9 protein-coding genes are annotated in these 17,352 nt (G+C 39.2%); 3 read left to right on the plus strand and 6 right to left on the minus strand.

Features of this window, described 5'->3' with window-relative positions:
- Nucleotides 1–86: 86 nt before the first annotated feature.
- On the plus strand, nt 87–1,502 hold the full coding sequence (locus tag ACOWPH_RS24055) for an AAA-like domain-containing protein (RefSeq protein WP_015212635.1): 1,416 nt from the start codon (nt 87–89) through the stop codon (nt 1,500–1,502).
- A gap of 72 nt (nt 1,503–1,574) precedes the next feature.
- On the opposite strand, the gene ACOWPH_RS24060 is transcribed toward ACOWPH_RS24055, so the two are convergent.
- From ACOWPH_RS24060 to ACOWPH_RS24070, 3 genes are all read right to left on the minus strand, one after another.
- Entirely contained in the window at nt 1,575–2,171 is a 597-nt protein-coding gene (locus ACOWPH_RS24060) for an RNA polymerase sigma factor (RefSeq protein WP_015212636.1), read from the minus strand.
- Between the two features lie 590 nt (nt 2,172–2,761).
- Entirely contained in the window at nt 2,762–3,838 is a 1,077-nt protein-coding gene (locus ACOWPH_RS24065; RefSeq protein ID WP_015212637.1) for a DUF1350 family protein, read from the minus strand.
- A gap of 136 nt (nt 3,839–3,974) precedes the next feature.
- Nucleotides 3,975–5,210, minus strand: a complete 1,236-nt coding sequence (locus ACOWPH_RS24070; RefSeq protein WP_242043213.1) for a hypothetical protein — start codon at nt 5,208–5,210, stop codon at nt 3,975–3,977.
- Between the two features lie 356 nt (nt 5,211–5,566).
- On the opposite strand from ACOWPH_RS24070, the gene ACOWPH_RS24075 reads away from it, so the two are divergent.
- Nucleotides 5,567–7,852, plus strand: a complete 2,286-nt coding sequence (locus ACOWPH_RS24075) for an AAA-like domain-containing protein (RefSeq protein ID WP_015212640.1) — start codon at nt 5,567–5,569, stop codon at nt 7,850–7,852.
- Nucleotides 7,853–8,039: 187 nt separating this feature from the next.
- On the opposite strand, the gene tnpA is transcribed toward ACOWPH_RS24075, so the two are convergent.
- Nucleotides 8,040–8,447 (minus strand): IS200/IS605 family transposase, encoded by a 408-nt coding sequence (gene tnpA / locus ACOWPH_RS24080; protein ID WP_015212641.1) that lies wholly within the window; start codon nt 8,445–8,447, stop codon nt 8,040–8,042.
- Between the two features lie 84 nt (nt 8,448–8,531).
- On the opposite strand from tnpA, the gene ACOWPH_RS24085 reads away from it, so the two are divergent.
- Nucleotides 8,532–9,758 carry an RNA-guided endonuclease InsQ/TnpB family protein gene (locus tag ACOWPH_RS24085; protein WP_422665629.1) on the plus strand — a complete coding sequence of 409 codons (1,227 nt, stop codon included), beginning with the start codon at nt 8,532–8,534 and terminating at the stop codon, nt 9,756–9,758.
- A 247-nt stretch (nt 9,759–10,005) separates the two neighbouring features.
- Here the strand turns inward: ACOWPH_RS24085 and ACOWPH_RS24090 are convergent, their stop codons facing one another.
- Entirely contained in the window at nt 10,006–12,123 is a 2,118-nt protein-coding gene (locus ACOWPH_RS24090) for a prolyl oligopeptidase family serine peptidase (protein ID WP_015212643.1), read from the minus strand.
- A gap of 278 nt (nt 12,124–12,401) precedes the next feature.
- Entirely contained in the window at nt 12,402–17,342 is a 4,941-nt protein-coding gene (locus tag ACOWPH_RS24095) for a response regulator (protein ID WP_015212644.1), read from the minus strand.
- Nucleotides 17,343–17,352 lie beyond the last annotated feature (10 nt).

The raw sequence follows: 17,352 nt of genomic DNA on the forward strand, positions 1-17,352 counted from the left end.
GTAATACAAATCTACCCTTATTTAAAGAAATCTCCCTGCAAGTCTGAGCAAGGTATAAGTTAATCAAATAAGTATGTATAAATGTTATGAACTTTAATTTAGATGATGCCATAAAAATCGCTAATCAAGCTGTTTTAAAAAATTTTTATAGAAACTTAACTGACGTTGAAATAATTGTAATTAAAGGATCTTGGGAACGGGACGAATATGATCAAATTGCAGCTAAAAACCAGTATGCAACAAGTTATATTAGTCAAGATATCGCTCCCAAACTTTGGAAACTGCTCACAGATGCTTTAGGAGAGAAAGTCAGAAAAAGTAATTTTAAAGAAGCCTTAAAACGACATTGGGAAAAGCAATGTTGGGATAAACAATTTACATCTGAAGCTCTTTCATCCCCACCAGAATTAATAGCTACTAACGGTAAACATCACACTAATAAACTAAAAGAATTACCATCTCCGACCTATCAATTTAAACAAGATACTCCGTCTTCCGAAATTTATGTGGAGCGATTTTCAATTGAATTTCTTTGCCATGAAACTCTGTTACAACCAGGTTCCCTGATTCGGCTCAAAGCACCTAAGCTCATGGGTAAAACCTCCCTCATGGAACGGGTATTGGCTAAAGTGGCAAGGCAGGGCTATCGTACAGTTAGTTTAAGTTTAAAGATGGCAGATCGAAAAACTCATCTCACCAATCTGAATAAATTTTTACGCTGGTTCTGCCTCAATCTTAGCAGAGAACTCAAGCTACCTAATCAGTTAGATGAATGTTGGGATGAAGAAGGTATGGGTGCGAAGGTAAGTTGCACAACTTATTTAGAAGAGTACCTCTTGGCTGCTAATGACAATCCTCTCGTTCTCTACTTAGATGATGTGGATGCACTTTTCCCATATCCTGAAGTTTACGAAGACTTTTTTGGGTTGTTGCGCTCTTGGTATGAGAAAGCCAGAAGCCGTGTCAATTGGAAAAAGTTGCGATTAGCGATCGCACATTCCACTGATGTTTATATCCGCCTGAATATTAATCAATCTCCTTTTAATGTGGGATTGCCCATTGAATTGCCAGAATTAACTAGAGAGCAGGTACAGGAATTTGCTCGACAATATGGATTAGCTGGAGACGAATGTTTAATAGACCCTTTAATGCAATTGGTAGGTGGTCATCCTTATCTGTTGGAACAGGCGTTTTCTCATATCAAAAGTTATCCCAATGTTACGCTTGAGCAATTGTTAGCAGAAGCCATTACAGATGCAGGTATCTATCGTCATCATTTAAGAGAATATTGGTTGAGCTTGCAACAGGAAACAAAATTAATGGCAGCATTTCAAACGGTGCTTTCTTCCACTGAGCCAGCGAGATTAGAAACAATATCAGCTTATCAGTTACAGAGTATGGGGTTAGTGAAGCTTGCAGGTAATGAAGTAGAGCCGCGTTGCCAATTATATCGGCGTTATTTTGGTGATGTGATTAGGAATCAGGTAAATGATAAATTATAAGTCGATTCCAAATAAATCGGTGCAGATTGCCTTTCATAATCTGCGCTTCAACACACCGATAATCTCTTCTGTTTAGTTCAAACTTTCTTCGATAAAATATTCCTTCAATTCGTCTCGTAAAATCGCCCTTGCTTGCGAAATGCGCTTGCAGACATTTTGATAGGATATATTTTGTTGTAGGGCAATCTCTTGATAGGATAATTCCTGATAAAAATGCAGAATAAAAGTCTCCCGTAATCTGATTGGTAAATTATAAATAGCTTCACGAATTACAACCATTTTCTCTTCTGTCTCCAAAGCACTTTCTGATATATTGAAATGAAAAACCTGATTTTTTTCTTCTAGTGCAGCGTAAATTTCTATATTCTCAACTCTATTCGCGGCGCGATTTCGCTCTCGATGAATATCTACACATAGATTATGAGTTAGTCGCGTCAACCAAGCCTTATAATTAGTAATTTCCCCTGCATATTTTTGTACCTTTTCCCAGGCTCTGAACATTGCCCGGCTTAAAGCTTCCTCAGCATCACTAGGGTTGCCGTTCATCCACCTGAGACAACAACGATATAGATAATCTTGATTCTGTCGCCATAAATGCCAAAAAAATGCACTTATATTTTCAGTGGGATCACCAAAAAATGATCTAGTATCTACTGGATAATTAAACATAACTTTTATCTTGATAAAATATTTAAAAATTGATGAATCTAATAAAAGCTACCCTCTCTCAAACAGTATGAAAATTAATTATCAACTAATTGAATATTAGTTAATGACTTACTTTTCTGGAGATCAAGTTCACATAATTAGTATTATACTTTGTCTTTAAAATCAGTATTTCAGTTAAATTCAGTATTAATAACAATACTTTGTCCATTTTTTGTAGGTTGGCTTAAACGACAGCGCAACCCGAAGCATTTGTTGGGTTATGCCTCCGGCACACTACGTGAACGTCCCCCAACCCAACCTACAAATCTAATCACATGAGGTATACCATAGCCCCCTCATCGCAAGCGATAAGGGGGTTGGGGGTGGGGTTCTTGTATTTCACTTAACTGAGAACCGCTATAGAATAAGCTAATTTAGTTAAATTCAGGTATACATTGACATGAAACCTTTCTACGGTATTTATTGGGCGCAACTTTACACAGAATTGAGATCCGAGTCCTGAATACAGAACAGAAACTTTTCAGGCTTTAGCGCGATCGCATCTCTACCCATAAAAAAGCGATCGCACCTTCCTAGTCGCTTTCAGCCGTCTACTTATCTTCTAAACGTTGGAATAATTGACTTACAGGAGATTCAAACTCTGTATATCGTTTTTGTATAGACTCAATCATGGGCATATTATCTTTTAGGTCTGGAAAATTGATAGCAAAATTGCCAAATTGAATACCCAATGGTCTTAAATGTCCACCTTTTAAATCTTCTTTAAAACTTCGAGGTGGTTTTTTAAAATCATGCTCAAACCACTGAGCAGTTGATAACGCAAGTTTATCATTTTTGAATGAATTTAACCCCATGAGATTAAATAGATTACCGTACTTTATTAAGGCATAGGTTTCCTCTGGGTTTGGCTTGACATTGAAACCTAAGCCAATAAAGATACTTGCCAAAGGTTTCGGAATAGCACTATCAAGACCTGTATTGACGGGAGCTAATAGTAAAGATGCTTGATTCTTAATAAAGATGCTACTAATTTCAATATCGTCTTGCAAATCTTGGAAATTAACTTCTCGTTTGATGTAATATTTGATTAATCGTTTAGTTTTTTGACGCTTTATTTCTAGCTCATTAATCAGAATCAATAGATCTGTCAAGATACTCTTAATCTTCTTATCAATTTTTACTTGAGAATCTGTTTTTTTTGCTGTTGATATAACTATAGACTCAATAAAGTTCCGTAGTTTTTCAATATTATGAGAGTAGTTAGGATCGCTAGGTTTGCCAATGAGAGGTAAGGCACTCAATGCTTCCAAGAGAGCAATATATTTACAACCAATACTATGACCTATCCAAGAAAAGTTTTTGTCACTGAGATAGGGTTGATATTCATAGCCCGCAAATATTGCCCTTCTGATAAGCTCTGGCATTATTTCATACTGTTCTCTGATTAAAAAGCCAGACTCGGCGTAATGATCAAAAGTAAAGTTGAATGGTAAAATAACAATCGTATAACCATCGTTAAATAAACGCTGAAGCAGAGAGCGATAGAAAAGCATTGGCCAAAATGTGCCAAAGAAAGCCCCACCAATAAATTGAATTACTCCTTGAGGTTTTGGATGTAGAGCCACCCAGCTATGAGAAACAGGTTGAAATTTCATGGTTAAACTCATACCGTTAATATCCTATAAAAAAGCGATCGCATCCTAACTCTTAAAATATGCAGTTTTTCAGCCATATCAGTCGCCAAGATGGTTAGAAAAAGGGGCTTGAACCCCTTTTTAGTAAAAATCTGCTAGATGATAACAATTACTGAGCAGGACCTTTAACAGATACTGAGTAAACGCGATCGCTGGAAAAAGCAAAGTTAGTAGCAGAATCAACTCCAGATCCATCTCTTGTTTGAAGTATTGTTCCGCTGAAGTTGCCTGTTCCGAGATTATCTGGACCATTCAGAGTGTAAGCAACAGAACCTTGTTTCGGATAGTACAAGCCAACAAAATCTCCTGCTTTGACTTGAATGGGAGTTGGAAGGTTAAATGAATTTGCTCCCACAGCAGGGGTTTTTAAATCACTTTTACCAACTACAGACCAAGATGTTCCATTACGTCTGTACATAACTAGTTGTACAGGTAAGGTGTTTTTTGCCCAAATCTGCCAACTTGTTAAATTTCCATTGACATTGACTGAATTATTAGTATCGACTGAGTAGATATCTCTTGCCGTATCCGCAAATTGTCTATCTATGGCAGAGTTACCTGCTTGAGCCGTGAGAGTCTTTCTAGCATTAACCAGATAGATGAAATTTCCAACTCTGGGGAAGTATTCAAACGGTGCTTGACGTGCTGGCTGTTGTAATGCAGGTGGAAGTAAAGCGAAGATTTGTCGGAAATCGGTTGTAGTTTTTTCAGTAGCACCTGAAACTAAGAAACAAGCTGAGTTAGTTTTTTTCTTACCAGCTTGGTCATAGAAAAGTTTTGAAAATGCCTTGATGGTCAAATCATCGCTAGGAGAAACGTAGACCAAGAATCCTTTAGCATCTAATTCACCAGCCCTTGTTTCTGCATCTTTGACATTATCAAAGAAATCAACTTCAGTGTTGTTAATTTTCAGAGGGCATTCAGCCGCAGGTGATCCAGCTACCACACTGTAGATTCTGCCGTCACGAGGAGCATTAACGGTGAACAGTGTGTTAGTTCCAGGAACGACAGGAGTTGCGGCTTGGAAATCAAACCAACCTTCAGTAAAAGAACCATTAGTTCCGTTTTTCCGGCGACCTTCTTCGAGGACTTTTTTATAAACTGCGGGAAAATCTTGTAAATTTTCAGGCAGAGCAGCACTGAGGTCAGGATTGGGTATAGCTACATCATATTTTAACTGCTGATATATCTGCACTCCTTGTGCCTGTTGTTCTGGAGTAATGTAAAAAGTGGTTATCCCACGAGATGCGGGTTGAGGAAGTGATTGAGCTAAAGCAGGACTAACTCCGCCTAGACAAATAACAAAACTAAGGATGGTAGCTAAAAAAGAAGTTAACTTTTTCATAAAGTATTCGGAATGTTTTGTGTTCCTGAAGTTACGTAAATTAGACAGAATTAATTGCACAATGCTATTGTGAAGTCAGTGTATCCCTGTGGGAAAAAATGGCTAATGCTACACTGTGCGAACCTTGAGCTGAAAGGAGGCTTGAGCAATCACATGAGCAATTACAAGGGTTGAAATCGCTTTGCTCCTCTGGAAAAGACTGTAAGTATTTTTGTCTATCTACTTGTGTAATTAAGTGTTTAAATGATATCTAGCTTGTTAATTCACTAATTCAGTTAAATTTAGGACTTTAAAAAATCAGCTAATTTTAGTTAAATTCAGGCATTAAACAACCTATAACCGTCTTAATAAATCCAATGTTTACCAAACTCAACGCTACCTATCAACCAGGTGGTAGTCTGCCACCTGATGCCCCTACTTACGTAGTGCGACAGGCTGACTCTGAACTTTACGAAGGGTTATTAGCTGGTGATTATTGCTACGTTCTCAATGCTAGGCAGATGGGGAAGTCTAGCTTAAGAGTACGGACAATGGACAAGTTAAGGTCTACGGGTATTAATTGTGCAGAAATTGAATTGAGTGGTATTGGTAGCCAGCAAATTACTGCACCCCAATGGTATGGGGGAATTATTCAGGAATTAGCAAGTGGTTTTAAGCTCCAAATAAATCGGCGTAGTTGGTTAAAAGAACATGATGATCTTTCTCCTATTCAGTGCTTAAATCAATTTATAGAAACGGTATTACTGACGCAAATTCAGGAAAATATTGTCATCTTTATAGATGAAATTGATAACGTGCTGGGTTTGAAGTTTTCTACCGACGAATTTTTTGCTCTGATTCGCCATTGTTATGAAAGTCGAGCCATCAAGCCAGCTTACAGGCGACTGTCATTTGCTTTATTAGGGGTAGCTACGCCTTCAGATTTGATTCAAGATAAACACTATTCTACGCCATTTAACATCGGTAGAGCCATTGAATTACAAGGGTTCCAAATCCAGGATAGCAAACCATTATCAAAGGGATTAATAGGAAAAATTAGCAATCCACAAGCAGTCTTAAAAGAGGTTTTATTTTGGACTAATGGACAACCTTTTTTGACTCAGAAACTTTGTTGGTTAATTGTAAATTACTGCAATAACAATACAGCTTTTTCTTCTTCCCAAGAAGGTGAAGAATCGCAGTGGGTGGAGCAAATTGTAGAAAATCAAATTATTAAAAATTGGGAAAGTCAGGACGAACCAGAGCATTTAAGGACAATTCGCGATCGCATACTTCGCAACACTCCCAGAAGCCAACAGTTATTACAGCTATATCAGCAGATTATACAAGAAGGAAAAATCCTTGCTCACAACTCCCCTGAGTACCTAGAATTGCGGTTGTCGGGACTTGTCGCCCAACATCAAGGAATTTTAACAGTAAAGAACCCAATCTATGCAAAAGTCTTTAATTTGGATTGGGTAAATCAAAATCTGACAACACAAATATCTAATTCAGAGTTGAACAGACACAAAGACATCTCCACAAACGTTTTTGGATCTCATATTAGCCCCTATAATCCTGTTTCTATAGACAATATAGATAACTCCCTCAATTCTCCCTGTTATCCAAATGGTGCAGTTCCCCTCAATTCTCCTTTTTATATAGAACGAACTGCGGTGGAAACGCAAGTTTATGAAGAAATTAGAAAACCTGGGGCTTTAGTCAGAATTAAAGCACCTAGAGAAATGGGAAAAACATCTTTACTACTGAGAACCTTGGATTATGCCACTCAGCAAGGCTACCGCACTGTTAGCTTAAATCTAGAACAAATTGATGATGTAATTTTGAACGATTTGAATCGTTTTTTGCGCTGGTTATGTGCCAATGTTACTCGTCAACTGCAATTAGAACCAAAGCTAGAAGACTATTGGGATGAAGATATCGGTAGCAAAATTAGTTGTTCTCTTTATTTTCGTAATCATCTTTTAAAGCAAATTGATTCCCCTCTGGTTTTAGCGGTAGATGAAGTCAACTATATTTTTGAACATCCTCAAGTAGCAAAAGATGTTTTACCTCTCTTTCGTTCATGGTATGAAGAAGCTAAGAGACAACCAATTTGGCAAAAACTACGCTTAATCATCGTTCATTCAACTGAAATTTATGTCCCTCTTCAGTTAAAACAATCACCATTTAATGTAGGATTACCAATAGAGTTAAATAGTTTCAATCTAGAGCAAGTACAGCAATTAGCTCAACTTTATGGACTCAACTGGACTGACTACCAAGAAGCTAGAGAACTGATGGCAATGGTAGAAGGACATCCAGCCTTAACACATACAGCTATTTATCATCTGAGTCGAGGAGATATTAGCTTTGCTCAATTCCTAGATACAGCAGCTACATCGACTGGAATTTATTCCTCTCATTTGCAGCGTCATCAAGCAATATTGCAAGAACAACCTGAATTAGCAAAAGCGTTAGATATGGTGATCAATTCTCAACAACCAATAACATTAGATTCACTCATAACTTATAAATTAAGCAGTATGGGGCTGATCAAACAGTTAAAAGATAAAGTGATACCAAGCTGTAAATTATATCAGCAATTATTTTACATCCAGAAATACAGCAGGAGTCAGAAGTCAGGAGTCAGTAGTCAGTAGTCAGGAGTCAGGAGTCAGTAGCCAGGAGTCAGTAGTCAGTAGTCAGTAGTCAGTAGTCAGTAGTGAAACTGGCTTGGTTTCTGGCTTTGAACTACTCGCGGCAGTCCCTACCCTCAATGTACCCATAGGGTAGGGGTTAGAGCGGGTTATTGCAGTGAAGCGAAAATAACCAATCTTTCTATTCTATTTACTTCGTTGGTGCGTCTTGTTCCTTAATATATTGTTTTAGTTTTTCAATTGGCGCACCACCACTTGATGCCACATAATACGAGCTAGACCAAAAGACAGGTTTCCAATAAAATTTATCAATATGTTCTTTAAATTCTTTACGAATAATCCGGCTACTAGCAGATTTTAAACTAGATGTAAAATCAGAAATATTATTGTCAGGGTGATAGTCCACCAGTAAATGAACGTGATCTTGTTCACCAGAAAACTCTACTAATATGCAGTTAGTCTTAATGCAGATATTTGCAAAAATCTCGTGCATTCTTTCCAGTATTGGAGCATTAATTATTTTCTTTCGGTATTTAGTCACAAATATAAAGTGTAGGTGAATAGAGAATACAGCGTGTGAGCCTTTACGAGCAACCACTTGACAAACCCCCGTGTCTAATTTATATTAATAAAATAACAGATTTTAAACAGAGGGTAAATATTTACTGTGGCGATCAGACGTATGACTTTCCGGTTATATCCAAATCAGACAACTGAATCAAAATTGCGGTATCACCGAAAGTTACACAAAGACTTATTTAACGCCGCAGTCAATAACAGATTTACCCAATATCAAAAGTTTAACCACAAGGTTGATTATTTTGAGCAACAAAATTGTTTGCCAGCGTTTAAAGAAGTCTGGGTAGAATACAAAGAGCTTCCTAGCCATGCTTTACAGGCGACTTTAAAGCGGGTTGATTTTGCTTTTGAACGCTGGTTTAAAGGGTTGGGTAAACGTCCTAGATTCAAATCAATCAGGCATTATTCGGGGTGGACATATCCAGATTCTGCTGGGTTTAAAGTAGAATCTAATGGCGAGAATGGGTATCTGAATCTATCCAAAATTGGCAAGATTCAAATGCGTGGACAAGCCAAATATTGGGGGAAACCTACTACTTGCACTATTGTTTTTCGCAATGGCAAATGGTACGCCTCTATAACAGTTAATGTTTTAGAGCAAGCCCTAAAACCAAAAACTTTACCCATTGGTGCGGTAGGAATTGATTTAGGGTGTAAATCAGCATTATCAATTACCGACGGGGAAAATCATCAACAAATTGATGCCCCTAAGTTTTATAGAATTGCTGAACAGAAAATCAAAAAAGCTTCTAAGGAGAAGAGACGTAAACGCGCACCAAATAGAAACAAAAAAATCAAGGCTTCTAGAAGATATAAAAAAGCCCAAGTGAAAGTTAGTAAACTAGTCGCACGAGTTGCTAATCAACGTCAAGACTGGGTACATCAAGTTGCAGTAGAAATAATCGGCAGTAATAGCTTCATTGCAACGGAAAAACTAGAAGTTAAGAATATGACTAGTAAAGCGAAGAAAGGTAAGCGCAAAAAGCAAAAAGCTGGGTTAAATAAATCAATTCTTGACGTGGGTTTTGGGATGCTTAGAGCATCTATTAAATACAAAGTAGAACAAATTGGTGGTGTCTTCGTGGAAGTCCCAACCCGTCAAGTAAAACCTAGTCAAACCTGTCCAAAATGCGGAAATCAGCACAAGAAAACACTCGATAAACGAGAGCATCAGTGCGGTGTTTGTGGGTATGTTCAGGACAGGGATATTGCTGCTGCTGAGGTCATGCTTTATTGGGCAAAAGGCACTCTACCGGGGTTAGGAACTAGCCTCGTAGACGCTGATCTTTCTGGCTCTACTTCACGCACCCGCAAAAAGCGGGAAGCATGAGGCAACTAGGGGAAAAGAAGCGTCAAAAATCTCAAGGGGACTTTGCTAATAACAAACTAGAGGATGTAGAAACCTCTAGTTCAAGCGAAGCTAACTAGAGGTAGTTCATCTGAGATTCTGTACCGTATGGCTACGCCACGCAAGCTATCGGAGTTCGGCGTACCCCTCCGGGGAAGCGAGCTACGCGTAGCGTCCCGCAGGGAAGCCTCATTGGTCTGTAATCCGCTGTAGCAACGGGAAGTATCATCTAATAGTTAGACAAAACCCTCACCAAAAATGCCCACTTATCAGCCACTTCCTCCATAATTTTCGCTGTTGGTTTACCCGCACCATGTCCCGCTTTTGTCTCAATTCTAATTAAAACAGGTGCATCACCACCATGAGCTTCTTGCAGAGCCGCAGCAAACTTAAAACTATGAGCAGGTACAACCCTATCGTCATGATCTGCGGTAGTAATTAAAGTCGCAGGATAAGCAGTTCCCGGCTGTAAATTATGCAAAGGTGAATAAGCATAGAGAGTTTTAAATTCTTCCAAGTTTTCCGAAGAACCATATTCAGCCACCCAAGCCCAGCCGATGGTAAATTTATGAAAGCGCAACATATCCATTACACCCACTGCGGGTAAAGCAGCACAAAATAATTCAGGACGTTGTGTCATACAAGCACCCACCAACAAACCGCCATTACTACCACCACCAATAGCTAATTTTTGAGGTTGGGTGTAATTATTAGCAATTAACCATTCAGCCGCAGCAATAAAATCATCAAAGACATTTTGCTTTTTCTCCTTCATTCCCGCTTGATGCCATTCTTCCCCATATTCACCACCACCACGCAAATTAGGCACAGCATACACTCCCCCCATTTCTAGCCATACCAAAAACCCAACGGAAAAGCTTGGTGTTAAGGAAACATTAAAACCGCCATATCCATAGAGATAAGTGGGATTATTACCATCTAATTTAATGCCTTTTTTATGAGTAATAAACATTGGTAATTTTGTACCGTCTTTACTTTGATAAAAGACTTGTTTTGTCTCATATTCATCAGCATTAAAATCTACTTTTGGCTGGCGGAAAATTTCACTTTTACCAGTTTTCATGTCGTAGCGGTAGATAGTTCCTGGTGTGGTAAAGCTGGTAAAACTATAAAAAGTTTCTGTATCATAACGCTTACCACCAAATCCTCCTGCTGAACCGAGTCCAGGTAATTCTACTTCCCTAACAAATTTACCTGAAAGGTCAAATATTTTAATTTGACTATGAGCATCTTGGAGATAATCAGCAACAAATTGATTATTAAGAATGCCTACACTTTCTAACGTTTCTGCTGTTTGAGGAATAACTTCTATCCAATTTTCTGATGAGGTATTTTTAATATCAATGGCAATAACTTTACCTCGTGGTGCATTTAAATCTGTACGAAAATAAAACACCTGCTCATCGTTCTCAATAAAACTGTAATCAGCCTCAAATTGGTTAATTAGTTCGATAACTTCAGAATTAGGGTTAGTCAAATCTTTATAAAAAACTAAATTTCTAGAATCAGTTCCTAGCCAAATGGAAATAATTAGATATTTGCCATCTTCTGTAACTTCACCACTAAAACCCCATTCTTTCTCATCAGGACGATGATAAATTAAGATATCTTCTGATTGAGGTGTACCAAGTTTATGGTAATAAAGTTTATGGTAGTAATTAACATCTGTGTTGGAAAATTGCTCTTCTTGAGAAGAAACCAAGACCGCATTTTCTGTTTCTAATTTTGTTTTTTTATTTGGTTCATCATAACGACTGTAGAAAAAACCTTGATGATCATGTGTCCAAGATGCACCAGAAAATTTAATCCATTGTAAATGGTCTTGTAAATCCTCACCTGTTTCTATATTACGGATTTTCCATTCTTGCCAATCTGAACCAGATGCTGATAAACCATAGGCTAAAAGTTTACCATTTTCGCTAATTTCAATTCCAGAAAGAGCAATTGTTCCATCTTCTGAAAGTTTGTTAGGGTCTAGTAAAACTCTAGGTTCTGCATCCAGGTTAGGCAGAGTGTAAAGCACACTTTGGTTTTGCAGTCCATCATTTTTGAAATAAAAATAAGTTTCACCTTCTTTAAAGGGAATGCCATATTTTTCATAATCCCAAAGTTTGGTGAGGCGTTGTTTAATTTGTTCCCTAGTAGAAATTTCGTTCAAGTAACCAAAGGTAACTTGATTTTGTGCCTCAACCCAAACTCTCGTCTCCTCTGAATCTGGATCTTCTAAGGCACGATAAGGATCGGCAACCAATGTACTGTGATAGTTATCAACTTGATCGCTTTTGCTAGTTTTGGGATAGGTGAGTGGTTTTGGAGAATTAGACATAGTGATAGAAATTATGACTGTGTATTCTCTATTCTCTCGATATCCCCAGTTTTAGGCTACTCCTGAAAGAATAGAAATTAGGACTTACGCACTCAGCCAAGTTGAGAACGGTAGAATAGGCGTTTCAAGTTCTGGAGAGATTCTTCGCTGCGCTCAGAATGACAGTTTTCCGTTTCAGTGCGTGAGTCCTGGAAATTAAACCTCGTCCAAGTTGAGAACTGGAGTTTTTCAAAAGAGAACAGGGAAGAGTATAGGATTTCCCAATCCCCAGTCCCCACCTAAGCTGTAACGAGTTTTTCTCCTTTCAACATCCGTGAAGCTGCCTCTAGTAATGCTTCTTCGAGATAGGGCTTGGTAAAGTAACCACTAGCACCAAGCTGAACAGCCATTTGTCTGTGTTTGTCTGCACCTCGTGAGGTGAGCATGGCTATGGGCAGGTGGTTAAGAGTATTATCTTTTTGAATGCGTGAGAGCAATTCCAGTCCATCACAACGGGGCATTTCGATGTCACAGAAGACGATATCGCAAGGTAAACCGGAACGCAGTTTATCCCAAGCCTCCTGACCATCACGGGCTTGCTCAACACGATAACCTGCTTTGTTGAAGGTGAGTGAGAGCAATTCTCGGACTGTGATTGAGTCATCGACAATCAACACTGTTGGCTCAATCTTCACATCTGGAGTTTCAGGGACGGGAGAAGCTGTTTTGCGTTGCCAAGAACCGCCACCAATTTGTTTGGACATCTTACCTTGGAAGATGTCAATAATTTCTAAAACGTCGGCAATGGGCATGATGCGACCATCACCGAGAACTGTGGCACCAGCCACACCGCTGGGTTTGGGTGCGGGGCCTTCAAATTGCTTAATTACAATTTCTTGTTCGCTTAATACTTGGTCAATTTGGAGAGCGACCATTGTATTGCCTGAGCGTAATACGACGACAGAAAGCAGGTCATCATCTCTTGTATTGCCGTAGATGTTACCGCGACTAATCTGGCGATTGAAAGCGAGAATTTCGTGTAAAGGTCGGAATGGGAGGACTGTATCCCGCCAGAAAATAAATGATTGTCCATCAGAATCTTGCTGAATATCTGTTGCGGATATGTCTAGTGTGTCTTCTACTCCGTCCATTGGGAAGGCAATTCTTGATTTATCAGAGATACAGCAGAGGGCTTTACAGATACTGAGGGTGAGTGGTAAGCGTATGGTGAAGGTGGTTCCTTTACCTATGATTGAATCAGTACCAACTGTGCCGCGAATTTCGCTAATATCAGTACGAACTACGTCCATGCCTACACCGCGTCCTTTGAGATCATCAATCTCATCAGCAGTACTAAAACTGGGTAGGAATAAAAGATCGTAGATATCTAGACGAGACATATTTTGTGCGTCTTCTGGTGTGATTACACCTTTTTGAATCGCTTTGAATTTGACTTTTTCATGATCGATACCAGCGCCATCATCAGTTACAGAAATTACTGTTTGGTTGCCCTGGTGGAAAGCGCAGATGGTAATGATGCCCATTGCTGGCTTGCCAGTAGCTTTGCGAACCTCTGGAGTTTCGATACCGTGAGCGATCGCATTATTGAGCATATGAGTCAATGGATCGGTGAGATGATCCAAAATCATTTTGTCAATTAATGTATCTGCTCCTTCTGTGACTAAATCCACTTGTTTGCCACATTTAATGCCGTTCTCGCGCACTCCCCTCCGCAAGCGATCGATAGCCTGGGCAAAAGGTATCATTCGGGTTCTTGTCAGTCCCTCTTGTAGCTGGGTGGTGACTTGACGGAACTGCCGTGCTACTCGTTCGGTTTCTTCGGTGACGAAATCAATGTCACTGGCTGATTCTCGCACTCGTACAATAAACTCAATTGTCTCCTGGGACAATGTATGAAACATAGTAAAGTGATCCATTTCTAGTTCACTAAATCCTCTGTCTTGGGAATTGCCAGATGAGCTACTGTTATCTCTTGATGAGCGATTCCGGCTACTGAGGAGAGATGCTTCTAATAGCGATCGCTCATACAATTCCTGCATCCTCGCTCCTACATCCGAAAGATGCTGCACCTGAATTAGCAAGTTATCTAATGATTGTCGCAGCCGTTCATGATCCTGCTCTAAGGTATTACGATTAACTACCAACTCCCCAACTAAGTTGCTCATTTCATCCAGTTGTTTAACTGGAATCTTCATGCTTTCTTCTCTGACTCGTCGAGTTGTGGGACGTGGTGTTTTGCTGGTACTAGATTTAATTACTCTGCCTTGGGAACTCATTGTTTGATCCGCTTCAGCAAGTAATTTCTCCAAATCCCTAAATTCATCAGGCAGTTCTGAAGATACAACCGGATTTTGAGCTTTTGCCACCGCAGGTTGATAAACTTTTGGTGGCGCTGGGGCTGTTTGCGCGATCGCAAAATTATTGCTTCCTAGCAATTCTTCTAAAGCTGCAAAATCTGCATCTGGGATGGCAGCACTAGCACTCACATCTAATTCTTCATCTTCTAGTAATGCGTCTAATTCGGCCAATTCATCAAGGAAGGAGGCTTCATTTTCAGCAGTATCTATTACTGTATTTTCTACCTCTAATTGTTCAGCTTTTTCTTCTATTGTGTGAATATTTTCATCGGTTGCAGCCAAAACTGCCAATTCCATAGCAGATTCATCTGCTTCTAAACCCAATTCTAAGGAATCAGCATCTACAACTGTGTCGCTTGCTTCTGCTGATAAACTATCTACCCAATCAATATTTTCAGAATTGATAATTAACTCTTCTTGGTCTGTCAATGCTGGTAAAGCAGTTACAGGCACATCTATTCCTGTCAACTCCAGTGATGAATCCTGGTTACTGTCATCATCAAAACTAACCAGGGTATCCTCCAATTCAGAAGATTTTTGGGAAGATTGGTTAGTAAATTCCGGGGTGAAATTTAATGCTTCTGGCTCTTGAGAGAAGCTATGTACTTCCGGCAATGAAGATATTCCACCATTATCAACTATGGAGAAATTGAATTGAGAATCTGCCAAATCAGCAAATAAGTTATCGACCGTATCCGAGGTCAAGTTTAGATTATCAACTTCTTTTTCTTGAACAGTAAAATCAAAGTCTTGCAAGTAAAAACTGAGGTCTGTTTCCGATTCCTGATGATCACTTACAGCTTCCCCATCCCCAGATAATGCTGCAAATAAACTTTCCTCTAATTCTCTAGCTACATCTTGCTCTACAACAGCGGCGATTTCTGGGGTTGGAACTACATCTGTCTCGTTCCAGAAGCTGTTGAAGTCGTCTTCATCTGTGGCAACTTCTACTGCCGTTGTTTCCTCTGGTAAATCAAATATATCTCCAATTCCTAAATCATCTATTGGTTCTTGTGTATCTTCTGCAAGTTCGTTGAACAGATTGTCCAAAGACAAGCTTTCTGGTGTTGGTTGATTCTGTTCTAATGCAGGGATATCAAAGGTCAGTTCTTCTAGGGAATCAGCATTTGCAGTTGGTAATAAGTTATCAACACTGTTGGCAGTGATGTTGGATAATTCTAAGTTAGGATTAATTTCAAGTTCTACTAGAGATTCTGGCTCTGTAGACAACAATTCATTTTCATCTGTTACTGCCGACAAATTTTCTACTGCTTCATGAGTATTAATATCTGCTGACTCAATTTCTACAGAATTAACAGTCAATTCTACATTGATAGAATCGGTCGTAGACAATTCCAAATTGAGATCATCAAGGAAATTGTCACTAGATTCTCTAGTCTGGGCTGTTGTTGTTTGGTGTTGTTGTTCTAAATTTTCTACTTCTAAGAAGTTGTCGCCAAATAATGGGGTCAGGTCTTCTGGAGTATTGGTGGAGCTTGGTTGCTGAACATCAATTTTATCTGTATCCAAGGAGAGGAAATAATCTAAATCAAGATCATCATTCTCATCCTCAATTTCATTATCACTAATTCCTAGCTGATGAATTGTGGTATCTAGCATTTCTCCTTTTTGCCAGGTTTCCTCCAGTTCGGGAGTTTCACCTGCAAACAAGTCAGCTAGGGTGTTTAACTCAGAAATACCTACCTCTGGCCCAGTGAGGTCAATAATATGATTGAGGTTGAGTATTGAGTCTTGATAACTGAATAAAGAATCGGCAGAAACAGTAGTTGCATCCGTGTTTATTTCTGCTATATCTGGCAAGTTATTAAAGGAGTTATCGCTGGTATCTGCTGCTAAATTTAGTTCTTCTGTTGTTTCAAATATAATCGTGCTATTCTCTTCTAGCCACAAATTATCTGTATGTAGTTCCAGCGTTTCCGAAAATTCTGTTACTGCTACTGATTGCTCATCTGCCCAATCAAGTGTTAGTTCTAATAGCTCCAGTTCTGGAAGTAGTTCAAGTGCTTCTAGCTGTGGACTAATAGTTATTTCTGCTTCTCTACCTTGAATAACTAGTTCCTGAGCTTGTTTGATTTCGGTAATAATGATTTTAGCTAAAGTGAGATAGGAATTTTCAGGATTTGCGATCGCATTACCTGCTGCTTGACACAAACTGCACCAGTTGAGCAAATTTAATCTCTCACCAAGCTTAACTAATTTGTCACACCATTTCTGTAGATCGTTTCTGGATGAGGATACGCTGCTTTGCTTAAACAATTGCAACATATCCCGCAGGGCTTGTAGCACTTGAGTTTGGAACTCTAACTCATCATCAGTTTTGCTGCTTACTGGTGGTTTTTGTGGTTGCGGCTGAGGTCTATAATCCTGTTTTGGCTGCGTTGTCGGTGCAGATTCAGCTAATAAGCTGGCACCATCAGCTGATTGTAAAAGTAGTTCTAAATGCTGATTAAGTCCTGCAAATATAGGTTCACTTTCTAACATCAAAGTATGCGCCGTTTCCTCTGAAAGGCCAAACGGACTACCCAGATGATCTAACAACGCTTTTAAAGTATCAGAGACACCCAGAAACAGAGACTCTAACTTTTGGTCAACTGCGACTGGATGCTCTTTGAGAACTTTGAAACAATCTTCCAGACGGTGAGATGTTTGCTGGATACTATTAAAGCCCAGCATAGCCGCACCTCCTTTGATGGAGTGAGCGGCCCGGAAGACTTCGTTGATCATTTCTGGGTCGTTGAGGGTATCTTGTAGCTTCAGTAACCCCTGTTCGATAGTATTCAGGTGTTCTCTGGCTTCTTCGATAAAGTAACCCAAAATCCGCTGTTGTTGTTCCGGCTGCATAAACGATGAA

The sequence above is a fragment of the Anabaena sp. PCC 7938 genome (assembly GCF_049315035.1).
Taxonomy (GTDB): Bacteria; Cyanobacteriota; Cyanobacteriia; order Cyanobacteriales; family Nostocaceae; genus Anabaena; species Anabaena cylindrica.

Coding starts and splice junctions, on each gene's coding strand:
- ACOWPH_RS24060 (WP_015212636.1), bottom strand. CDS start 2,171: ATGTTTAATTATCCAGTAGATACTAGATCATTTTTTGGTGATCCCACT.
- ACOWPH_RS24065 (WP_015212637.1), bottom strand. CDS start 3,838: ATGAGTTTAACCATGAAATTTCAACCTGTTTCTCATAGCTGGGTGGCT.
- ACOWPH_RS24095 (WP_015212644.1), bottom strand. CDS start 17,342: ATGCAGCCGGAACAACAACAGCGGATTTTGGGTTACTTTATCGAAGAA.
- ACOWPH_RS24055 (WP_015212635.1), top strand. CDS start 87: ATGAACTTTAATTTAGATGATGCCATAAAAATCGCTAATCAAGCTGTT.
- ACOWPH_RS24090 (WP_015212643.1), bottom strand. CDS start 12,123: ATGTCTAATTCTCCAAAACCACTCACCTATCCCAAAACTAGCAAAAGC.
- ACOWPH_RS24075 (WP_015212640.1), top strand. CDS start 5,567: ATGTTTACCAAACTCAACGCTACCTATCAACCAGGTGGTAGTCTGCCA.
- ACOWPH_RS24085 (WP_422665629.1), top strand. CDS start 8,532: ATGACTTTCCGGTTATATCCAAATCAGACAACTGAATCAAAATTGCGG.
- ACOWPH_RS24070 (WP_242043213.1), bottom strand. CDS start 5,210: ATGAAAAAGTTAACTTCTTTTTTAGCTACCATCCTTAGTTTTGTTATT.